Origin of the sequence: Roseibium sediminicola, assembly GCF_023156505.1 — a bacterium.
GTDB lineage: Bacteria > Pseudomonadota > Alphaproteobacteria > Rhizobiales > Stappiaceae > Roseibium > Roseibium sediminicola.
Genome location: NZ_JALNMJ010000003.1, coordinates 237,929 through 256,784, shown reverse-complemented (window position 1 = coordinate 256,784; position 18,856 = coordinate 237,929). Strand labels below are relative to the sequence as shown.

The 18,856-nt window shown below is 61.2% G+C and carries 16 protein-coding genes; 9 read left to right on the top strand and 7 right to left on the bottom strand.

What is annotated here, in order from left to right; all coding sequences use genetic code 11:
• Nucleotides 1–124: 124 nt before the first annotated feature.
• Nucleotides 125–607 (bottom strand): tetratricopeptide repeat protein, encoded by a 483-nt coding sequence (locus M0H32_RS06660; protein ID WP_248152440.1) that lies wholly within the window; start codon nucleotides 605–607, stop codon nucleotides 125–127.
• 57 nt (nucleotides 608–664) lie between these two features.
• Between M0H32_RS06660 and M0H32_RS06655 the strand changes: the two genes are divergently transcribed.
• From M0H32_RS06655 to metG, 3 genes are all read left to right on the top strand, one after another.
• The gene (locus M0H32_RS06655; protein WP_248152438.1) at nucleotides 665–1,927 is read left to right on the top strand and encodes a cytochrome-c peroxidase; all 1,263 of its coding nucleotides are present in this window, start codon (nucleotides 665–667) and stop codon (nucleotides 1,925–1,927) included.
• Nucleotides 1,928–1,945: 18 nt separating this feature from the next.
• Entirely contained in the window at nucleotides 1,946–2,941 is a 996-nt protein-coding gene (locus M0H32_RS06650; RefSeq protein WP_248152436.1) for a YeiH family protein, read from the top strand.
• A gap of 410 nt (nucleotides 2,942–3,351) precedes the next feature.
• On the top strand, nucleotides 3,352–4,872 hold the full coding sequence (gene metG, locus M0H32_RS06645; RefSeq protein ID WP_248152434.1) for a methionine--tRNA ligase: 1,521 nt from the start codon (nucleotides 3,352–3,354) through the stop codon (nucleotides 4,870–4,872).
• A gap of 465 nt (nucleotides 4,873–5,337) precedes the next feature.
• Here the strand turns inward: metG and M0H32_RS06640 are convergent, their stop codons facing one another.
• The 4 genes from M0H32_RS06640 to M0H32_RS06625 all read right to left on the bottom strand — a co-directional run bounded on the left by M0H32_RS06640 (nucleotide 5,338) and on the right by M0H32_RS06625 (nucleotide 8,360).
• Nucleotides 5,338–5,850, bottom strand: a complete 513-nt coding sequence (locus tag M0H32_RS06640) for an Hcp family type VI secretion system effector (protein WP_248152432.1) — start codon at nucleotides 5,848–5,850, stop codon at nucleotides 5,338–5,340.
• A 400-nt stretch (nucleotides 5,851–6,250) separates the two neighbouring features.
• A complete protein-coding gene (gene dapA, locus M0H32_RS06635; RefSeq protein ID WP_248152426.1) occupies nucleotides 6,251–7,129 on the bottom strand; it encodes a 4-hydroxy-tetrahydrodipicolinate synthase in 879 nt (292 codons plus the stop codon).
• Between the two features lie 329 nt (nucleotides 7,130–7,458).
• Nucleotides 7,459–7,746: a YciI family protein gene (locus tag M0H32_RS06630; protein WP_248152424.1), complete on the bottom strand. Its 288-nt coding sequence runs from the start codon at nucleotides 7,744–7,746 to the stop codon at nucleotides 7,459–7,461.
• A 29-nt stretch (nucleotides 7,747–7,775) separates the two neighbouring features.
• Nucleotides 7,776–8,360: a TetR/AcrR family transcriptional regulator gene (locus M0H32_RS06625; protein ID WP_248152421.1), complete on the bottom strand. Its 585-nt coding sequence runs from the start codon at nucleotides 8,358–8,360 to the stop codon at nucleotides 7,776–7,778.
• Between the two features lie 492 nt (nucleotides 8,361–8,852).
• Between M0H32_RS06625 and egtB the strand changes: the two genes are divergently transcribed.
• Both egtB and egtD read left to right on the top strand, forming a co-directional pair.
• Entirely contained in the window at nucleotides 8,853–10,118 is a 1,266-nt protein-coding gene (gene egtB, locus M0H32_RS06620; RefSeq protein WP_248152420.1) for an ergothioneine biosynthesis protein EgtB, read from the top strand.
• Complete coding sequence (egtD, locus tag M0H32_RS06615; protein ID WP_248152418.1) at nucleotides 10,115–11,062, top strand: L-histidine N(alpha)-methyltransferase; 948 nt, start codon at nucleotides 10,115–10,117, stop codon at nucleotides 11,060–11,062. The genes egtB and egtD overlap by 4 nt, the downstream gene beginning before the upstream one ends.
• A gap of 252 nt (nucleotides 11,063–11,314) precedes the next feature.
• Here egtD and M0H32_RS06610 read toward each other — a convergent pair whose 3' ends face one another.
• The gene (locus M0H32_RS06610; protein ID WP_248152408.1) at nucleotides 11,315–12,205 is read right to left on the bottom strand and encodes an alpha/beta fold hydrolase; all 891 of its coding nucleotides are present in this window, start codon (nucleotides 12,203–12,205) and stop codon (nucleotides 11,315–11,317) included.
• A 303-nt stretch (nucleotides 12,206–12,508) separates the two neighbouring features.
• Between M0H32_RS06610 and M0H32_RS06605 the strand changes: the two genes are divergently transcribed.
• The 4 genes from M0H32_RS06605 to M0H32_RS06590 all read left to right on the top strand — a co-directional run bounded on the left by M0H32_RS06605 (nucleotide 12,509) and on the right by M0H32_RS06590 (nucleotide 17,626).
• A complete protein-coding gene (locus M0H32_RS06605) occupies nucleotides 12,509–13,369 on the top strand; it encodes a MurR/RpiR family transcriptional regulator (protein ID WP_248152405.1) in 861 nt (286 codons plus the stop codon).
• A gap of 54 nt (nucleotides 13,370–13,423) precedes the next feature.
• Nucleotides 13,424–14,392, top strand: a complete 969-nt coding sequence (locus tag M0H32_RS06600) for a TAXI family TRAP transporter solute-binding subunit (RefSeq protein ID WP_425607299.1) — start codon at nucleotides 13,424–13,426, stop codon at nucleotides 14,390–14,392.
• Nucleotides 14,393–14,570: 178 nt separating this feature from the next.
• Nucleotides 14,571–17,195, top strand: coding sequence for a TRAP transporter permease (locus M0H32_RS06595; protein ID WP_248152403.1), 2,625 nt, complete (start codon nucleotides 14,571–14,573; stop codon nucleotides 17,193–17,195).
• Entirely contained in the window at nucleotides 17,192–17,626 is a 435-nt protein-coding gene (locus tag M0H32_RS06590; RefSeq protein ID WP_248152401.1) for a universal stress protein, read from the top strand. The genes M0H32_RS06595 and M0H32_RS06590 overlap by 4 nt, the downstream gene beginning before the upstream one ends.
• A 250-nt stretch (nucleotides 17,627–17,876) precedes the next feature.
• Here M0H32_RS06590 and M0H32_RS06585 read toward each other — a convergent pair whose 3' ends face one another.
• On the bottom strand, nucleotides 17,877–18,764 hold the full coding sequence (locus M0H32_RS06585; protein ID WP_248152399.1) for a LysR family transcriptional regulator: 888 nt from the start codon (nucleotides 18,762–18,764) through the stop codon (nucleotides 17,877–17,879).
• Between the last annotated feature and the right edge of the window lie 92 nt (nucleotides 18,765–18,856).

Below are 18,856 nucleotides of genomic sequence, written 5' to 3'. Positions count from 1 at the left end.
GACAGGAAACGGCATGGATCCCATGGTCAAGCCATGGGATGACGAAGGAAAGAAAGAAGGGCGTCATCATTCGTCCCCTCCGCCCAGGGCTCCCAGACCCGAGCCCTGGGCCGATTGGACAGTTTCAATTGAACGGATACATCCAGACCTTGTAATCGCCGACGAGGATATGCGCCTTTTCAATCTCTTCCTTGGTCATTTTTTTGACCACCTCTTCCAGAGAGATCGCCGCATCAGGATCGCCCCCGATGGCCGAGAGCGTGTACCACATGTAGGCCCGGACAAGATCGGGCGCCGGCATGCCGCGGCCGACCTCATAGTACCAGCCGATACCGGACTGGGCGCCGGGATGGCCCTTCATGGCGCTTCTCAAGTACCACTCGAAGGCCCGCTGGTCGTCGCGCTCGACGCCGAGCCCCATGGCATACATGACACCGATCAGCTCCTCGGCGTCGGCATTGCCGGAACGCGCAGCCGGCCAGAGTTCCTTCATTGCCTCTTCGTAGCGGTTGGCCTCCATCAGGTCGCGCGCGTGTTCGATTTCGGCCAAAGCGGGCGACGAAAGAAGCGTCAGGACAAGCAAGGCGGTTTTCAGTTTGGTCTGCATGGGTTGCGCTGGATCCCTCTGGCTTTCTGTCTGGCGGCGCCTGCCGCGGCTTCTGACTTGCCCGCGCCGCTGACGCAGGACGACTTTCTCGCGTTCGACCGCAAGCAGGCGGCGCTCGGTCAGCTCCTTTTTTACGACAAGATCCTGTCCGGCAACAGGAATATTGCCTGTGCCGGTTGCCATCATCCCCGGCTCGGGACCGGCGACCGGCTGTCGCTCGGGATCGGTGAAGGCGGCGAAGGGCTGGGTCCGGAGCGTGTTGCCGGATCCGGCGACCGCCGGATCAAGAAACGGATTCCGAGAAACGCTCCAGGCCTTTGGAATCTCGGCGCAAAAGAGCTTCATACCCTGTTCCATGATGGCCGCCTTTCCATCGCCGATACCTATGAAAACGGCTTCAACTCCCCGGCCGAGGAATGGCTGCCAACCGGCTTCAATTCCCTGCTCGCCGCCCAAGCGGTGTTCCCGGTGACCGCCCAGTTCGAAATGGCCGGCAATCCGAAAGAAAACGAGGTCGCCGGTGCCATTCACGACCGGATCGACAATGCCTGGCCGATCCTCGCCAAAAGGGTGCGTGTGATCCCCGAATACGGCCGACTGTTTGTTGAGGCCTTCGATCACATCGACACGCCGGACCAGGTGACCATCGTCGAGATCGCCAATGCGCTAGCCGCGTTCCAGGCGGTGGAATGGCAGAGCTTCGACAGTCCGTTCGACCGGTATCTCGGCGGTGACAAAGCCGCGCTCGATGCGGGCCAGACGCGCGGTCTTGAGCTTTTCTACGGCAAGGCGGGCTGCTCCGGCTGTCATTCCGGCAAGCTGCTGAGCGACCAGCAATTCCACGCCCTCGGCCTGCCGCCTTTCGGTCCGGGCCGCACCCGCCGGTTCGATCCGATGGTGCGCGATGTCGGGGTGATGGGCGAAACCGACCGTCTGGAGGATGCCTACCGCTTCCGTACGCCCATGCTGCGCAACGTCGAACTCACCGCGCCTTACGGCCATAACGGCGCCTATCCGACCCTGGAAGGCATCGTCCGCCATCATCTCGATCCGGACGGAATGCTGGCCCGCTGGACACCCGAAACAGCCGCGCTGCCGCAAGCGCCCTGGCTCGCGGCCATCGATTTTGTGGTCTGGAATGACGCTCGTGAGATGGCGCGCCAGGCCCGTTTCCGCGATATTGAGCCCGTCGCGCTCACCGATACCGAGATCGCCGATCTGGTGGCTTTCCTGAAAAGCCTGACCGGCACAAGCTCTGTGTCGGCCCCGCCCTTCGGCATTCCCGAGACTGTCCCGAGCGGCCTTCCGGTCGACCGTTAATCAACACAAGGACGCAAAATGGTGTCACCATTGAAAGACCGGGCGAACCGGCTGTTCCCGGGCATTGCGATTGCCGGTCTGGTGGCGATTGCCGCCCAGTTCCTGAACGAGCATTACGGCGCGCCGGCCATGCTGATGGCAATCCTTCTGGGCATGCCGCTCAACTTTCTCTCCGAGGAACAACGCACCGGCGCCGGCATCGCCTTTTCCGCGCGCACGCTGCTCCGGGTCGGAGTGGCTCTCCTGGGTGTGCGCATCAGCGTGGAGATGGTGCAGCAGCTCGGCCTGCCGTTTCTGCTTCTTGTGATCGTCGGCGTTCTGGCGACGATCGGCTTCTCGCTTCTGATTGGCGGTCTGTTCGGCCGCGACCGGCTGTTTTCGTTTCTCTCCGGTGGCGCGGTCGCCATTTGCGGCGCGTCGGCCGCCATGGCCATCGGCTCTATCCTGCCCAAGCGCGAGCATGCCGAACGCGATCTTGCCTTCACGGTGATCACCGTGACCGTGCTCTCCACCCTGGCGATGATCTTCTATCCGATCCTGACGTCCTCTCTGGGCCTGTCCCAGGATGCGACCGGCGTCTTTCTCGGCGGCACGATCCACGATGTCGCCCAGGTGGTCGGTGCGGGATTTTCGATCTCTGAGGAAACCGGCGATCTGTCCACGCTGGTCAAGCTCATCCGCGTCACCATGCTGGCGCCGATCGTGCTCGTCGCGGCCCTGATCCTGCGCAAGCACGCGGAACCCGGCGGAGCCCGTCCGCCGATCATGCCGGCCTTTGTCGTCGCCTTCCTGGTGCTGGCCGCGCTGAATTCTCTCGGCCTGATCCCGGAAATGGTCAAGGACCTGGCCGGTCACGTCTCCCGCTGGGCTCTGCTGGCGGCGATCGCCGCCGTCGGCATGAAGACCTCGATCCCGAAACTCCTGGAAGTCGGCGGCCCGGCCATCTGGATGCTGGTCACCCAGACCGCGTTCCTGGCGCTGTTCGTGCTCGGAGGAATCTGGCTGATCGGGTGACTTGCCGGTGGGGTCAGTGAGAATGGATCGATTTGGTTTCACCTTCCCAGCTTCGTCATGCCATGGCTTGACCATGGCATCCATGCCGTTTCAGCGCTACATGGAGAGTCTTAGATTTCGGGGCGATGTCACGGCATGGATTGCCGGGTCAAGCCCGGCAAGGACGAACCGGGAGGGAAGTGTCTCGGCAGCGTCGCACCTGAGAGAGCGACGTAGCGCCTCACGTTGCCTCCCTTGAGATCCCGGTCCGATCACCCACTTTGAGCGTAGAAAGCAAGGCCGGGGCTTTTCTTGCTCCCGTGAGTGTGAAATATAGCAGCGACTTCACTTTTTGGGTCTGCCCCAGCGACCGCACGGCAACGTTTTGAAGGCGGTCCGCCAACATCAGCCGGAAATTCGAAAGCATCTGGATGAAAAGCTACATCACCACCCCGATCTATTACGTCAACGGTTCCCCGCATATCGGTCATGCCTTCACCTCGATCATGGCCGATATCCTGAAACGCAACCGCCAGGCGCTGGGTTATGAGCTGATGCTGTCGACCGGCGTGGACGAGCATGGCCAGAAGAACCAGGAAGCCGCCCAGGACCTGGGTCTGCCGGTCGAGGAATTCCTCGACATGCGCTGCAAGGAGTTCCGGGACGTGTTCGACCAGCTCGACGTCACCTACGACTATTTCGTGCGCACCAGCCGCGAGGGCCACAAACAGGCTGTCGCCGGCATGGAACAGTCGATCTTCGACAAGGACCTGATCGTCAAGAAGAACTACACCGGCACCTACTGCAAGGGCTGCGAGGAGTTCAAGAAGGAGAGCGATCTCACCGAGGAAGGCCAGTGCCCGCTGCACCCGACCATGAAGGTCGAGCAGACCGAGGAAACAAACTATTTCCTGAAGATGGAGCCGTTCCGCGAGCGCCTGCTGAAACATATTGCCGACAATCCGGATTTTGTGCAGCCCGAAGCGTTCAAGAACGAGCTCAAGCAGATGCTGTCCGAGCCGCTGGAAGATCTGTGCATCTCCCGGCCGAAGACCCGCGTGACCCTCGGCGTCGAACTGCCCTTCGACGCGGACTTCGTCACCTATGTCTGGTTCGACGCACTGACCAACTACCTGACCAATATCGACTGGCCGGACGACAGCTATGCGTCCTGGTGGGCCGAATGCGAGCATCTGATCGGCAAGGACATCCTGAAGCCGCACGGCGTCTACTGGCCGATCATGCTGATGGCCGCCGGCCTGCCGCTGCCGAAGAAACTCTCCGTGCACAGCCACTGGGTCGGTGCCGGCGGTGTGAAAATGTCGAAATCCATCGGCAATGTGGTCGATCCGCTCGAGGTGATCGAGAAGCTCGGCGTCGATGCCCTGCGCTGGTACCTTGCCCGGCACATGCGCGCCGACAGCGACAGCCAGATCTCGGTCGACCTGATCACCCAGACCTATAACAGCGAGCTCGGCAACAAGATCGGCAACCTCTTGTCGCGGGCGGCCAAATTCTCCAAGGCCCGGTTTGACGGCAAGCTGCCGGCACCAGGTGCCCTGTCGCCCGCGGACGAAGCCATCCGCAAGTCCGTGCTTGACGCGACCGCCGGGTTCGGCGGCTGGATCAACCTTGCCGAGATCCCGGCCAGGACCCAGGCGATCATCACTGTCGCCGACGAGATGAACAACTATTTCGCCGAACAGGCGCCGTGGGAGCTCATCAAGAACGAGGACACCAAAGAGCGCTGCCAGACGGTGATCTACGTGACGCTCGACTGCCTGCGCGTCGTTATGGAAGCCCTCACCCAGGTCATTCCGGGATCGGCCGGCAAGGCGCTCGCCATGCTGAACGCACCGGAGATTGCCGGCCCTTGGACACCGGAACTGGACCGGCTTCAAGGCGACAGCGATCTCGGCGAGATCGAAACGCTTTATCCGAGAGTTCAGTGAGCTTCTGACATCCAACAAAAAAGGCGCTCCAGCGGGGCGCCTTTTTTGTTGGACTCAATCCCTGTGAGGTCATGCGGACAAGTCCGGGAGAACCTGACCGTAGAGCTCGAAGAGGTGAGACATTTGGGTAGGAAATTGGCGCCGCCGGAATTGATCGAAGCCAGCGCCTGAACCCCGGCGTCACCCCGGCCAAGCGCAGCGCAGAGCCGGGGCCCACTCGCGGTACCGCTTGTTGAGGCGGTGCCAATTTGCAGCCCGGCCGTGCCGAAAATCAAGGCGCTCTGGAAATGAGTAGGCCCCGGATCTCGCGATGCTCGTCCGGGGTGACACCGGAGGGAGGACGCTTGTTCCAAAAAAGAAACCGCCCGGTGGTGGGACCGGGCGGTTCGCGCCGACAGGAGGGGCATCCTTCCGGCAGGATGGACCGCGTTGCAGGGCGCGGTCCATCGGGTTTCAAGCGGTCGATCAGGTGACCGGAGCGCGGTAGTCGTCGGAAGCGTTGGTACCGGCCTTCTCGTGCGTCCAGACGCATTTGCGATAGGTGAAGGACCACTTGTCGCAATCGCCGCGGGAGGCGTTGGCTTCGTCGTTGACGTCCGGCAGGATCGTCTTGCCTTCGACCAGGACGGCGTCCTCGTACTTGATCGTGTAGTAATGCTCCTGAACGCCCGAGGTAGAGGTGCGCCAGAACTGGACTTCGATTTCCAGGGACTCGCCGGTGGCCAGTGCCTGCCACATCAACGGTGTGGACTTGTCGACCGGCTTCATGAAGGTGGTCGGCATGTGGCGGCGTGTGGCGATGATGGAGCCGGATTGCGGATCCCGCGGCACAACGGCGTGCTGTTCGAAGGCATAGACCAAGGATTCGCCTTCATGGCCTTCCTGCCACAGATTGCCGATGCTGTCGGCGGTGGTGGCGTCGGACGTCATGTCGCCCTGGGTTGCGCCTTTGATAGTGACATATGCGATGTTGGACATTTTCAGTCTCCTTGGATCTTGCGTTGGTGTCTGTACTGCCTGTTGTCTTTTCGATTTCCGGGGCGCCGTGTTGTCCGGTGCCGATGCAAACAGAATTGCAACAGGTGTGCCAACTTGGCGAGACTTTCTCAGTTCGTTGATATTTAGAGAGAAAATCCCTTCAAGGCGAAAGTGTTAAAATGTGCAACTGTGCAGATTTCTGCACAGTCCTCCAGTTGATGCGAACAAACATGCGCAGTGAAAGTGTGACGAACATCACAAAATGACCTTCCGCATCGGAAAGATGGCATATTCGGATCATCGGGACACGACTAAATACGATATTTCCAAGCTGAACTTTGCCAGCCCGTGAACATGTCCTTGCGCATTTTAGGAAATGGCGGCCGCTTCGCGGCGGCCGTCAGACGAGGCCCGCGTGTTCCATGGCGGTGTCGAGCACCCGTCGGGTCTCCGCCGTTACCGGCGTCAGCGGCAGTCGGACATCTTCCTGACAAAGGCCGAGCCGCGACAGGGCGTATTTGACACAAGCGGCAGGCGGTTCCAGGAACACCGCCGAATGAAGCGGCAACAGCCGATCCTGATAATCGCGCGCAAGCTCCAGGTCTTCGGCGAGCGACGCCTTCTGAAACTCCGCGCACAAACGCGGGGCAATATTGGCAGTGACCGAGATGCAGCCCCGGCCGCCATGGGCGTTGAAGCCGAGCGCGGCAGCATCTTCCGCGCTCAACTGGACAAAGGCCTTGCCACAGAGCGCCCGCTGCTGGCTGACCCGCTCCATGCTGCCGGTGGCGTCCTTCACACCGATGATCCGCGGCCAGCTTGCCATCTCCGCCATCGTCTCCGGCAGGATATCGATCACGCAGCGGCCGGGAATGTTGTAAAGGATGATCGGCAGGTTGCTGTTGTCATGCAGCACCTTGTAGTGGCTCAACAGACCTGCCTGATTGGGCTTGTTGTAATAGGGGGTCACCACCAGGGCGGCGTCTGCACCGGCGGCCTCGGCATGCTGCAGCATGTCCAGTGACTGGGCGGTGGCATTCGACCCTGTCCCTGCAATCACCGGCACCCGGCCGGCGACAAGATCCACGACGCGTGTGATGACTTCCTTGTGCTCAACCTTGGACACCGTTGGGCTCTCCCCTGTGGTGCCGACGGCTACCAGACCGTCGCTGCCTTCTGCGATATGCCACTCGACCAGGCGCTCAAGCGCGTCAAGGTCGACCTTGCCGTCCTTGAACGGGGTCACGAGAGCGGGCAGAGATCCCTTGATGTCGAGCATGCGGCGTCCTCCCAGAGCTTTTAAGGGGCTAGTCACCCGAATCTGAAGTTCGTCTTATTTCCCGGCACACTCGGAACGAGCTTCAGATTCAAAAGGGTGACTAGCAAGCATAAGTATTTAGTGTGGTTTTCGAATTTGAAATTCGCTTCGATGGTCGCTGCAACAATGAGGCGAATTTCAAATTCACCACACTAGTTGGCGCCGCTCTGTGTCGATTGTTTGTCCCGACAAAACCAGTGCCATCAAACCGTATCCTCTGGCAACCTCCGGAAGCACGCCGTGAACACGTTCTCGTATCGGGCTCGTATCGGGCTCGTATCGGGCCCGTATCAGGCCGCGAGAAACTCCAGCCGCTCGTCCAGCCGCGCCGGGGTGATTTCCAGAATATCGGCGGTCACCACCTCCTCGACCACAAAGGGATCCTCGGCGACAAAGGCCTCAAGCGTCTCCCGGTCCGCGCCATGGGCCAGGATGCCCCCGCCCCGGTTGGGCTGCAGGCTGCCGACCATCAGGAACAGGCCCCGGTCGAACCCCTGCCGGATCCAGGCCTTGTGACCGTCCATCAGCTCACCCGCGCGGGCCTTGTTTTCGGAAAATGTCAGGGTCACCACATACATCGCGTGTCTCCATGTCTAAAGGAATGAAATCAGCCGGCTGCCTGAGCCGCGCTGCGAACGCCGTCCAGCCAGGCGAGAATGCTGTCGACTTCGCGCTGGACATAGGCCTCGTCCTTGAACGCCTGCGCCAGGGTCGCGACGCCCTGGCTCCAGCCGAGAACATGCAAGGCATGGTCTTTTGCCAGCGCGCCGGTTCCCAGAACCTCGAACTGGCGCACGAGCCAGTCGCGAAACAGGGCCATGATGCGGTTGGCCTTGTCTTTCGCCGGGTGATCGAGCTTGCTCAATTCCGTGGTCAGGGTGCCGACCGGGCAGCCGTAAGCCATGATCTTCGTCTGGTTGGCGATGACGATCCTGATGAAGCAGGCGATTCGGTCTTCCGGCCGCGCGGCGGTTTCGTCCCAACGGCTCAGCAAGGTTTCCCGGTCCGCGAGACGCTTGTCGATCACGGCCTCGAGGATCTCGTCCTTGGTCTTGAAATGATAATAGAAGTTGCCGCGCGAGATGTTCACCGCCGCGGCAATATCCGCAAAGGATGTCTGGGAAAAGCCCAGCCCGTAGAACAGGTCGTCCGCCGCATCGATTATCTGCTTCCGTGTGTCTCCGGCCGCCATCTCTCCTGCCTTCCGATCGGATTGAAACTGCCCCTTGCCCGACTAGGACAATTGACCTATTAGCCATCTAGGACATTTGCCCCAATCCGTCAAGTCGTCCGTTCCCACTGTCGGCTCATTGCGTGCCGAACGGACGTTCACGCCAACGTGAAGGAGGCTCGCAAACGCTCCTGACAGTCCCCTGTCAGGAGCTGTTTTCTAGACTGCGGGACAGCAGACGCGACGGCTTAGGGCGCCTCAAAAAGCCATTTGCCCACAAAATCAACTAGTTGAGACTTTTCTAACAAATGAAGACAAATCGTAATTTTTTATCACCTTTGTTTAATTTTATAAACAATCCGGATACCTTGGTATTGGCGGCGCATTTTTGCACCTCACCGGTGCAATTCCCTGCATTGGAAATTGTCCGGGGGCACTTACGTTCCTCTCGCTTGGCGGCATTCAAGGCGCGGCCGGAGGCAGTCCGGCCGGCTCCCATGTGGAGGACATAAGATGACGTTACTGGACGGGCGGACAACACCGTCACCGGCCGCGTCGGCGCTTGACCTGTTCGAGCGGACGCGGGCACAGACCCGGGCGCTGGTGCAGCCCCTGACCCCGGAGGACATGGGCCTGCAATCCATGGAGGATGCTAGTCCGCCGAAATGGCACCTGGCCCACACCACCTGGTTTTTCGAGGAGTTTATCCTCAAGCCGTCGCTGCCCGGATACCGGCCGCGGGACGAGCGCTTCGCGCTGCTCTTCAATTCCTATTATGTCCAGGCCGGGCCCCGGCACACACGGTCCAAACGCGGGCTGCTGTCGCGGCCGTCCGTGCCGGACGTTCTGGACTATCGCATGCATGTGGAAGATGCCCTGCGGGACGGGCTGGCCCGGGACGCCTTCACGCTCAACCAGGAAGATCTGGACGCGCTGATCACGCTTGGCTGCCATCACGAGATGCAGCACCAGGAACTTTTGGTCACCGATCTTCTGCACGCGTTTTCCTATAACCCACTCCTGCCCGCCTATGCCGAGCCGAAACCGGCCCCAGTGTATCCGGTGCAGGACAGCGCCTGGACCCGGCATGAGGGCGGTTTGGTCGAGATCGGCCATGGCGGCAGCGGCTTCGCTTATGATTGCGAGGGGCCGCGCCACAAGGTCTGGCTCGAGCCTTACCAGCTGGCCGGCCGCCCCGTCACAAATGCCGAGTGGATCGCCTTCATGGAAGATGGCAGCTACGAAACCCAGACGCTCTGGCTGATGGAAGGCTGGGCCGTTAGGGAACGTGAGGGCTGGGACACCCCGCTTTACTGGTGGCGCCAGGATGACGGCTGGTGGACTTACACCTTGCAAGGCGCCCGCCCGGTCGACCTTGCGGCTCCGGTCGTTCATGTCAGTTATTACGAGGCAGACGCGTTTGCCCGCTGGGCCGGTCATCGGCTGCCAACCGAAGCGGAATGGGAGGCGGCAGCCGCGCCCACGCGCATCGACGGCAACTTCCTGGAAAGCGGCGCGCTTACCCCGCGCGCAGGCCTGCCAGGCCTCTGGGGCGATGTCTGGCAATGGACCTCCAGCGCCTTCGCTCCCTATCCCGGCTTCAGGCCACCGGACGGCGCCATCGGCGAATACAATGGCAAGTTCATGGTCAACCAGATGGTTCTGCGCGGCGGCTCCTGCGCGACCCCGGAACGCCAGATGCGCGCCTCCTACCGCACTTTCTTTTATCCGCACCAGCGCTGGCAGATGCTGGGCCTCAGACTGGCGGCCGACTCATGACCAAACATGCTTCCCCCGACGAGCAGGCGAAGATTTTCCGTGAAGACATTCTTCAGGGCCTGAAAGCTTCCCGCAAAACCAGCAACAGCAAATGGCTCTATGATGATGTCGGCTCGCATCTGTTCGAGGCGATCACCGAACTGGACGCCTATTATCCGACCCGCACGGAGCTGGCGATCCTGAAAGCCAACGCCGCGAAATACCGGCGCCTGGCCGGAGCCCGCGGCACCATGGTGGAACTCGGCAGCGGCTCCAGCCGCAAGACCGACCTGCTGCTCAGCGCCTTTCAGGATCTTTCGGTCTATATGCCGATCGACATATCCGCCAATCACCTGAAGGCCTCCGCCGACCGGGTGCGCCGGGCATATCCGTCGCTGGCGGTGATCCCGGTTGCCGCCGATTTCACCCAGCCCTTCGGCAAGCTGCCACTCCTGCCCGAACTGCCGATCCTGGTGTTCTTCCCCGGTTCGACGATCGGCAATTTCGAGAGGCATGCGGCGGCGGACCTGCTGGGGCATGTCCGCGAGGCCATGCCGGAAGCCACCATGATCGTTGGCGTCGACCGGCCGAAAGCGGAAGACATCCTGCTGGAGGCCTATGACGACCCGGCCGGGATCACGGCGGCTTTCAACCAGAATCTCCTGCAGCGGATCAACCGGGAGCTGGAGGCCGATTTCGACCTGTCGGCCTTCACTCACAAGGCAGTCTGGAACGCCCGGGACAGCCGCATCGAAATGCATCTGGAAAGCCTGAAGACACAGACGGTCACGGTGGTGGGCGAAACCATCGCCTTTGAAAAGGGCGAGACGATCCATACGGAGAACTCGCACAAGTACTGTGAGGCGGCGTTCTCGGACATCGCCCGCGACGGCGGCTGGCGCATTCTGGACACGGATACCGACGAGGATGGTCTGTTTTCCGTCTACACGCTGCAGGCAACCTGACCTTCGGAAACGGCGGTGCCGGCCACAAGCCGGCACCGACCTTTTCTTATCGCCCCCTGTAGCGTCATCCCGGACGTAGCGCAGCGAAGATCCGGGACCGGGGGGGCCGGATTCCTTTAATTGGGCAAAGTCCCTCGACTAAGACTTGTGGCTCCCCGGTCCCGGCTCGCGATTCGCTTGGCCGGGATGACGATCGAGAGGCAGTTTTGTCGGGCAACCTGAGAAGCCCAGTACCGCGCTTATCGCCCCCCCCTATTCGATCCGGGCGATGAACCCGGCAAGCACCCGGTTGAACCGGTTCGGGTATTCCCAGAACATCATGTGGCCACCGAAGGCATGGACCTCGCTGTTGGGCGTTTGTTTCGCGAGATACTTCCTCGCCGTATCTGACCAGTGATCCGCGACCACGAAGGCGGACGGGATCTTGGCGTCGATTTCCTTGGCCGTGACGAGGTAATTGCTGAAATTGCCCGCAGCCAGATAGGCGGCGGCCACCCAGGGCGGCGACTGGGTCGACTGATCCTCGATCCAGCGGGCGAGTTCCGGCGTGTAGTCCTGTTCGATCATGACCTCGTCGGCATACCAGTGGATCGCCTCCCTGTGCCCGCGCGCGGTCTGCACACCGTCAAAGAGACCGGAGATATCGGCGATGCTGCCTTCGGTCCAATCGCCGTCACGGCCGGTCATGGGGGTCGGCGACAGATCGATGCACATATGGGCCGCCGCGGCCTCCACCGACCGGGTCTTGACGAACTCCCAGGTTGCCAGACAGCCGAAGGACCAGCCGACCAGTACGGGCTTTTCGACCTTCAGATGGTCCAGCAACTTGGCCAGATCCGCTCCCTGGGTAACATAGTTGTTGCCCTCCAGCGTCACTGTGGAACGCCCTTGGCTGCGCGGGTCGAAGCTGATGACCCGGTGGGTGCCGGCAAAGGCCTCGATCTGGTGCTCGAAGACATCGGTCGTAAAGGTCCACCCCGGCACCAGGACAATCGGCAGGCCCGATCCGTGGTCCTCGTAATAGAGATCCACGCCGGGCTCGACCTCGAAATAGCCGCCCGCCAGCGCCGGGCCGCTCAGAAAGAGTGACAGCACAAAAGACGGGATGGTGGCCAGAAGTGGTTTGGTCCTGCAAGTGATCATGTTTCCCTCCTTCCCTACTTCACGATAGGAAAAGCGTAATGCCCCCAAGGCATTATAGCACAATTTAAACTAAAAGATGCATAACTATGAAATTATTCAATTTATAATTGTATTTTTATCAGGGCCTTGTCATGATCCCCGAGCCGCGTTTTGGGTCAGGCAAACGGTTCGCTCGTGGTTCGGATACGGACAACGCCGCCGGCGCACAAGCGGGCGGCGGGAGGGAGATGTTTTGACATCGAAACATTTGTTTCAGAAATTGACAATGTAAAAAACAAATGGAACAGTAACCGGATGGAAACCATGTCGCCGCTGCTGCTCCGGACCGCGATCTCGGCCAATTATGCCGAGCTCAGCGATACGTTGCGCATAGCTGCCGACTATATAGCTGAAAATCAAGTGGAAATCGCAACGCGCAGCCTGCGCGCCGTCGCCTCCGCCAGCGGCGTGTCGCCGGCAAGCTACACGCGACTGGCGCGCGCGCTCGGGTATCCGGACTATGAGGCGCTCAGGGAGCAGGCCCGCGCGGAAATAAGCCGGCGCGGCCAGGGCACGTTTCAGGACAAGGCCCGGCGCCTTCAGTCCGATGCCGATCAGCCGTTGCTGCCACGTCAGGTCGCCGCTTGCCTCAACAACATCAAGGCGCTGGTCGAGGACATCGACCCGCAGCACCTGGAAGCCGCCGTCGAGTGCCTGGAAAAGTCGCGCAAGATCGTCCTGATCGGGGCCCTCGCCTCCGCCGGTTTCACCGATTATTTCGCCTATCTGGCAAAATGGTTCGACGACCGCTGGGTCGTGGCCGGCCGCAACGGTGCCACCCTGGGCAGCACGCTGGCCGGCGTCACGTCAGCTGACAGCGTCATCATCATCTCCAAGCATCCCTATGCACACCGCTCCGTCCGTGCCGCGGAAGTCGCGGCAGCAAGCGGTGCAAAAGTCATCGTGCTGACGGACAGCCATGCCTTTCCGGGATTGCAATTCGCGGACTTTCTCTTCATACAACGCACTGAAAGTCCTCACTTTTTCTCGTCTTACGCAGCCACGCTGGTGCTCATCGAAACCATCACCGGCATGCTGGTTGCGCGAGCCGGATCCGAGGCGGAAGCCCGGATCCAGGAGGTCGACAAGCACAATCGCTTGCTCGACGAGTTTGAAAATGTCTAGGGTGGCAACGACCATGCTGGACCTGAGAATTTTAACAAAGGGAAGCCTAGTCAAATGATGATGAAACTGAACCTTGCCGGCGCCGTTCTGGCGACCAGCATCGCATTCACCGGCGCAGCCTCCGCAGAGGAGTTCATCACCATCGGTACCGGTGGTGTGACGGGCGTCTATTACCCGACCGGCGGCGCCATCTGCCGTCTCGTCAACAAGGGCCGCAAGGAACACGGCATCCGGTGCTCGGTCGAATCCACCGGCGGATCCGTCTACAACATCAACACCGTGCGCGAAGGCGAGCTGGAATTCGGCGTTGCCCAGTCCGACTGGCAGTACCATGCATACAACGGCACCTCGAAATTCGAGGAAAAAGGTCCGTTTGAAGACCTGCGCGCCGTCTTCTCCGTGCATCCGGAGCCGTTCACGGTCGTCGCTCGTGCTGACAGCGGCATCAAGAACTTCGAAGACCTCAAGGGCAAGCGCGTCAATATCGGCAACCCGGGCTCCGGCCAGCGCGGCACCATGGAAGTGCTGATGGAAGCCATGGGCTGGACCAAGGACGACTTCGCGCTCGCCACCGAGCTGAAGGCTGCCGAGCAGTCCGCGGCGCTGTGCGACAACCAGATCGACGCCATGGTCTACACCGTCGGTCACCCGTCCGGTTCGATCCAGGAAGCCACCACGGCCTGTGATTCCAACCTGGTGAATGTCGGTGGCGAGGTCGTCGACAAACTGGTCGGCGACAACAGCTACTACCGGACGGCGACGATCCCGGGCGGCATGTATCGCGGCAATGATGCAGACACTTCGACCTTCGGTGTCGGCGCCACCTTCATCACCTCCGCGAACGTTCCGGAAGAAACCGTCTACGTTCTGGTCAAGTCGGTGTTTGAAAACTTCGACGCCTTCAAGAAGCTGCATCCGGCCTTTGCCAACCTGAAGCCGGAAGAAATGGTCAAGGACGGCCTCAGCGCTCCGCTCCATCCGGGCGCGGCGAAATACTACAAGGAACAGGGCTGGATCAACTAAGCCCCAAGACGCTCTCGGGCCCGGATCATTTCCGGGCCCGTTCTGCTGCGGCGGTTCGGAAATTTCATCGGGCTGCCAGCGTATCGACCAAATGACACCTGTCCTGACGGATGCCTGTCCGGACGCCAGAGGGCACAGCGCCGGCACTGTTCTTCAGCCGGAAACCCGGGGGAAATTCATGTCTGACCAGAACCAGCACAACAGGCAAGGTCTGTCCGAAGAGGAACTTCAGGAACTCGTCGCCGCCTCCGATTCCGGATCCAGAAATCCGGCCGGCGCGGTAGGACTGATGATCGCGACCATCGCGCTTGTCTGGTCCTGTTTCCAGGTTCTGCTTGCCTCGCCGGTCGCCAATTACGTCCTGCCCTCGGACCTGATCAACAACAGCCGCCAGTTCCATCTCGCCTTCGCGATGTTCCTAGCCTTCATGGCCTATCCGGCCCTGAAAAGCAGTCCGCGCCATCACATTCCGGTCCAGGACTGGGTGCTGGCCTTTTTCGGCGCGTTCATCGCGCTTTACGGCTATTTCTTCTACCACAAGATCGTCAACAATGGCGGCCTGGCCGACGACACCGACAAGTGGTTCGCGCTCGCAGGGATCGTCGTCCTGTTCGAAGCGGCGCGCCGGGCGCTTGGCCCCGCAATGGCCATCGTTGCCACGGTCTTCCTGCTCTATGTCTTCTTCGGCTCCTCCGAATGGGTGCCTGAAGTGATCCGCTGGAAAGGCGCCTCGCTGCAAAAGGCGATGAGCCATATGTGGATCACCTCGGAGGGCGTTTTCGGCATCGCCCTCGGTGTCTCCACAAAATTCGTGTTCCTGTTCGTTCTTTTCGGCGCGCTTTTGGACAAGGCGGGCGCCGGCAATTACTTCATCAAGATGGCCTTCGGCGCGCTCGGCCACCTCAAGGGCGGCCCGGCCAAGGCCGCCGTTGTCGGCTCCGCCGCCACCGGCCTGATCTCCGGCTCCTCGATCGCCAACGTCGTCACCACCGGCACCTTCACCATTCCGCTGATGAAGCGGGTCGGCTTCACCTCCGAACAGGCCGGCTCCGTGGAAGTGGCGTCTTCGGTCAACGGCCAGATCATGCCGCCGGTCATGGGCGCCGCCGCCTTCCTGATGGTGGAATATGTCGGCATTTCCTATGTCGATGTCATCACCCACGCCTTCCTACCGGCAGTCATCTCCTATATCGCGCTGGTCTATATCGTGCACCTGGAAGCGGTGAAGCGGAACATGCCGACCATCGGCCACAAGACCGTATCGACCTTGCGCACCGTCCTCGGCATGTTCGTCTTCTTCGCCGGCTTCGCCGCGCTCTGCTATGGCATCCAGTACCCGATCGGCTGGGTCGTCGCGCTGGTGCCCCAAGGTTCCGGCTGGGTTCTCGCCCTGCTGGTGTTCCTGGCCTATCTGGCGCTTCTGAAACTCGCCGCAACGACGGAAGACCTGCATCCGGACGATCCGAACGCTACCGAGATCACGCTTCCGGAAATCTCCGAGATCTACAAGGCCGGGCTCTATTATCTGCTGCCGATCGTCGTTCTGGTCTATTTCCTGATGATCGAACAGAAATCTCCGGGCCTGTCCGCGTTCTGGGCAACCGCGCTGCTGTTCGTCATTCTCCTGACCCAGCGGCCGATCAAGGCCCTGTTCCGGGGTGAGAACGAGCAGGCCGAGGCCTTCAAGGCAGGCATCAACGACCTTGTCCACGGCATGATCGACGGCGCCCGCAACATGATCGGCATCGGCCTTGCGACGGCCACGGCCGGCGTGATCGTCGGCACGGTGACCCTGACCGGTATCGGCCAGGTCATGGCCGACCTGGTCGAATTCGTCTCGGGTGGCAATCTGGTGCTGATGCTGATCTTTGTCGGTCTCCTGTCGCTGGTGCTCGGCATGGGTCTGCCGACCACCGCCAACTACATCGTCGTGTCCTCTCTGATGGCCGGTGTCGTGGTCGAGCTCGGTGCCCAGTCCGGCCTGATCGTGCCGCTGATCGCCGTGCATCTGTTCGTGTTCTATTTCGGCATCATGGCGGATGTGACTCCACCCGTGGGGCTTGCGTCCTTCGCCGCGGCAGCGGTGTCGGGCGGCGATGCGATCAAGACCGGCTTCACCGCCTTCTTCTATTCGCTGCGCACCGTCGCCCTGCCATTCGTGTTCATCTTCAACACGGACCTCTTGCTGATCGATGTGACGATCACGCAAGGGATCCTGGTGTCCATCATGGCGACGATCGCCATATTGGTGTTCACCGCCGGCACCATGGGTCATTTCATCACCAAGAACCGCATCTATGAAAGCGTCGCCCTGGTGCTGATTGCCTTCATCCTGTTCAGGCCCGACTTCTTCATGAACCGGATCCAGCCGCCCTTCGAGTCTGTCGCCCCGGCGCAATTCGTCGAGGCCGTCGGCAACGCGCCCGCAGGCAGTGAGATCCGGCTTGTGCTGAGCGGTCCCGATTTCGACACCGGCGACACCACCGAGACCCGTATCCTGATCAACCCGGGCGACGAGGACGGTGGCGAGGCTCGCCTCACGGCCCTTGGCCTAACAACCATCGACGAGGACGGCGTCGTCAAGCTGGACGAGCCATTCCCCGGCACGCCCTATTTCGATCAACTGGGTATGTTCGATTTTTACGCCGACGAACCCGTCATCGTGAAGGAAGCCAGGGTCGCAGCAGACCAGCTGCCCAAGGAACTGATTTATATCCCCGGCCTCATTCTCCTGATCCTGGTCTATTTGCTGCAGCGCAGCCGTGCCGGCCGGGCGCCCCGCGAAGAAGGAGCAACGGCATGACCAAATCCATTTTGTGCGCAGTCGACGTTCAGCAGGACCACGATACCAGGGTGCTGCAAGTTGCCGACAAGCTGGCCCGGCTGGACGATGCCCAGCTCGACGTCATCTCCGTCGTGCCCAATGCCGGCATGAACCTGGTCGCCTCCTATTTCGAGGAAAACTTCCAGAGCCAGATGGTGGAGCAGACCCGCGAGAAGCTGGTCGCCAAGGTCTCAAGCGCGCTCGGGGAGGAGCGCAACAAGGACATCCGCCATCTGGTGACGACAGGTTCGGTCTATGAGGAGATCCTGGAAGTCGCCAAGAAGACCGGCGCCGATCTCATCGTCATCGGCGCGCACCAGCCGCATTTGAGCGAGTATCTGCTGGGCCCCAACGCCGCCCGGGTCGTGCGCCATTCCAAGGCGTCGGTCTATGTGGTGCGGGACAACTGACCGGCACGGTCTGTTGGGGACGTACCCAGACTGTAGATCACGCGGGCCCTCAAGCTCCGTGTCACCCCGGGCGACCGAAGGGAGACCCGGGGCCTATTCACTTCCAGTGAAATCGAGCGGGCAAAACCGATCTTCTCAACCTCTCAGGCTTTGACAAGCGGCACTGCGAGTAGGCCCGGTTCTGCGCCTCGCTTGACCGGGGTGGCACCGGGGGGCTGGCGGCGTTTGTCACCAGTCCCGCAAAAACCTTCTAGCCGCTTCCCAGCAAAGCTGATTTCAGCCGCTCGGCCTCCTGGCTGAGCGGGCGTGTGTCCGGCCAGGCAATGTAATAGCCCTTGCCGGTGGCAAGTTCGCCGCGGCTCAGCGGTACCAGGTCGCCCGAGGCGATTTCCGCGCGCAGCAAGGGCAAGGCGCCAAGCGCCAGCCCCTGCCCTTTAAGGGCCCGGCCGATGGACTGATTGTAGCTGGCACAGGCAAGGCCCGGCCAGGTGAGAAACTCCGACTGACCACTGCGCTGGATCCAGCCCGGCCAATCGATCCAGTTGGGGGCCAGGCGCGGATAGTGCAGCAGCGGCGGCCGGTCTTCCGCCGCGCCGGACTGCACCGCCGCAATCACATCTGAGGCGCCGACGGGAACGACGATCTCCTGAAACAGCAGTTCGGACGACCAGCCCGGGAAGCGGCCATCGCCGTGCAGGACCACAAGGTCATGATCGCTGCGAAGCAAATCGCCGAGATCATCGACGGTCGACAGGTTGAACAGGCATGCTGCGTCCGAGAGCGCAAAATCCTTCAGCTTCGGCTGCAGCCAGAAGGCTGCGAGCGCGGTCACGGAGGCGATCCGGACCACCGGCTGGCTCGGCACCTTGATCGCCCGCAGCGCCTGGTCCAGATAGTCGAGCGTCATGCCGGCCTTGTCCGCAAGATACGTGCCCGCCTCCGTCGGCACCAGACGGCGCCCCGCCCGCTCGAACAGATCAACGCCAAGCCAGTCCTCAAGCTGACGGATGCGCTTGCTGACCGCAGCCTGGGTCACGAAGAGCTCCTCTGCGGCGTCGGTGAAGCTCAGGTGCCGCATCGCGGCCTCAAAGAACACAAGCGTGTCGAGGGGCGGCAAGGATTTTCGGAAGCCATACATTCCTTTAAGTTATCTATAGCCCCAATTTTTTCCAGCCTTTTCAAAAAAAATGATCATGGCATCATTCCCTCAACGAACTGGGGGAGACTTCG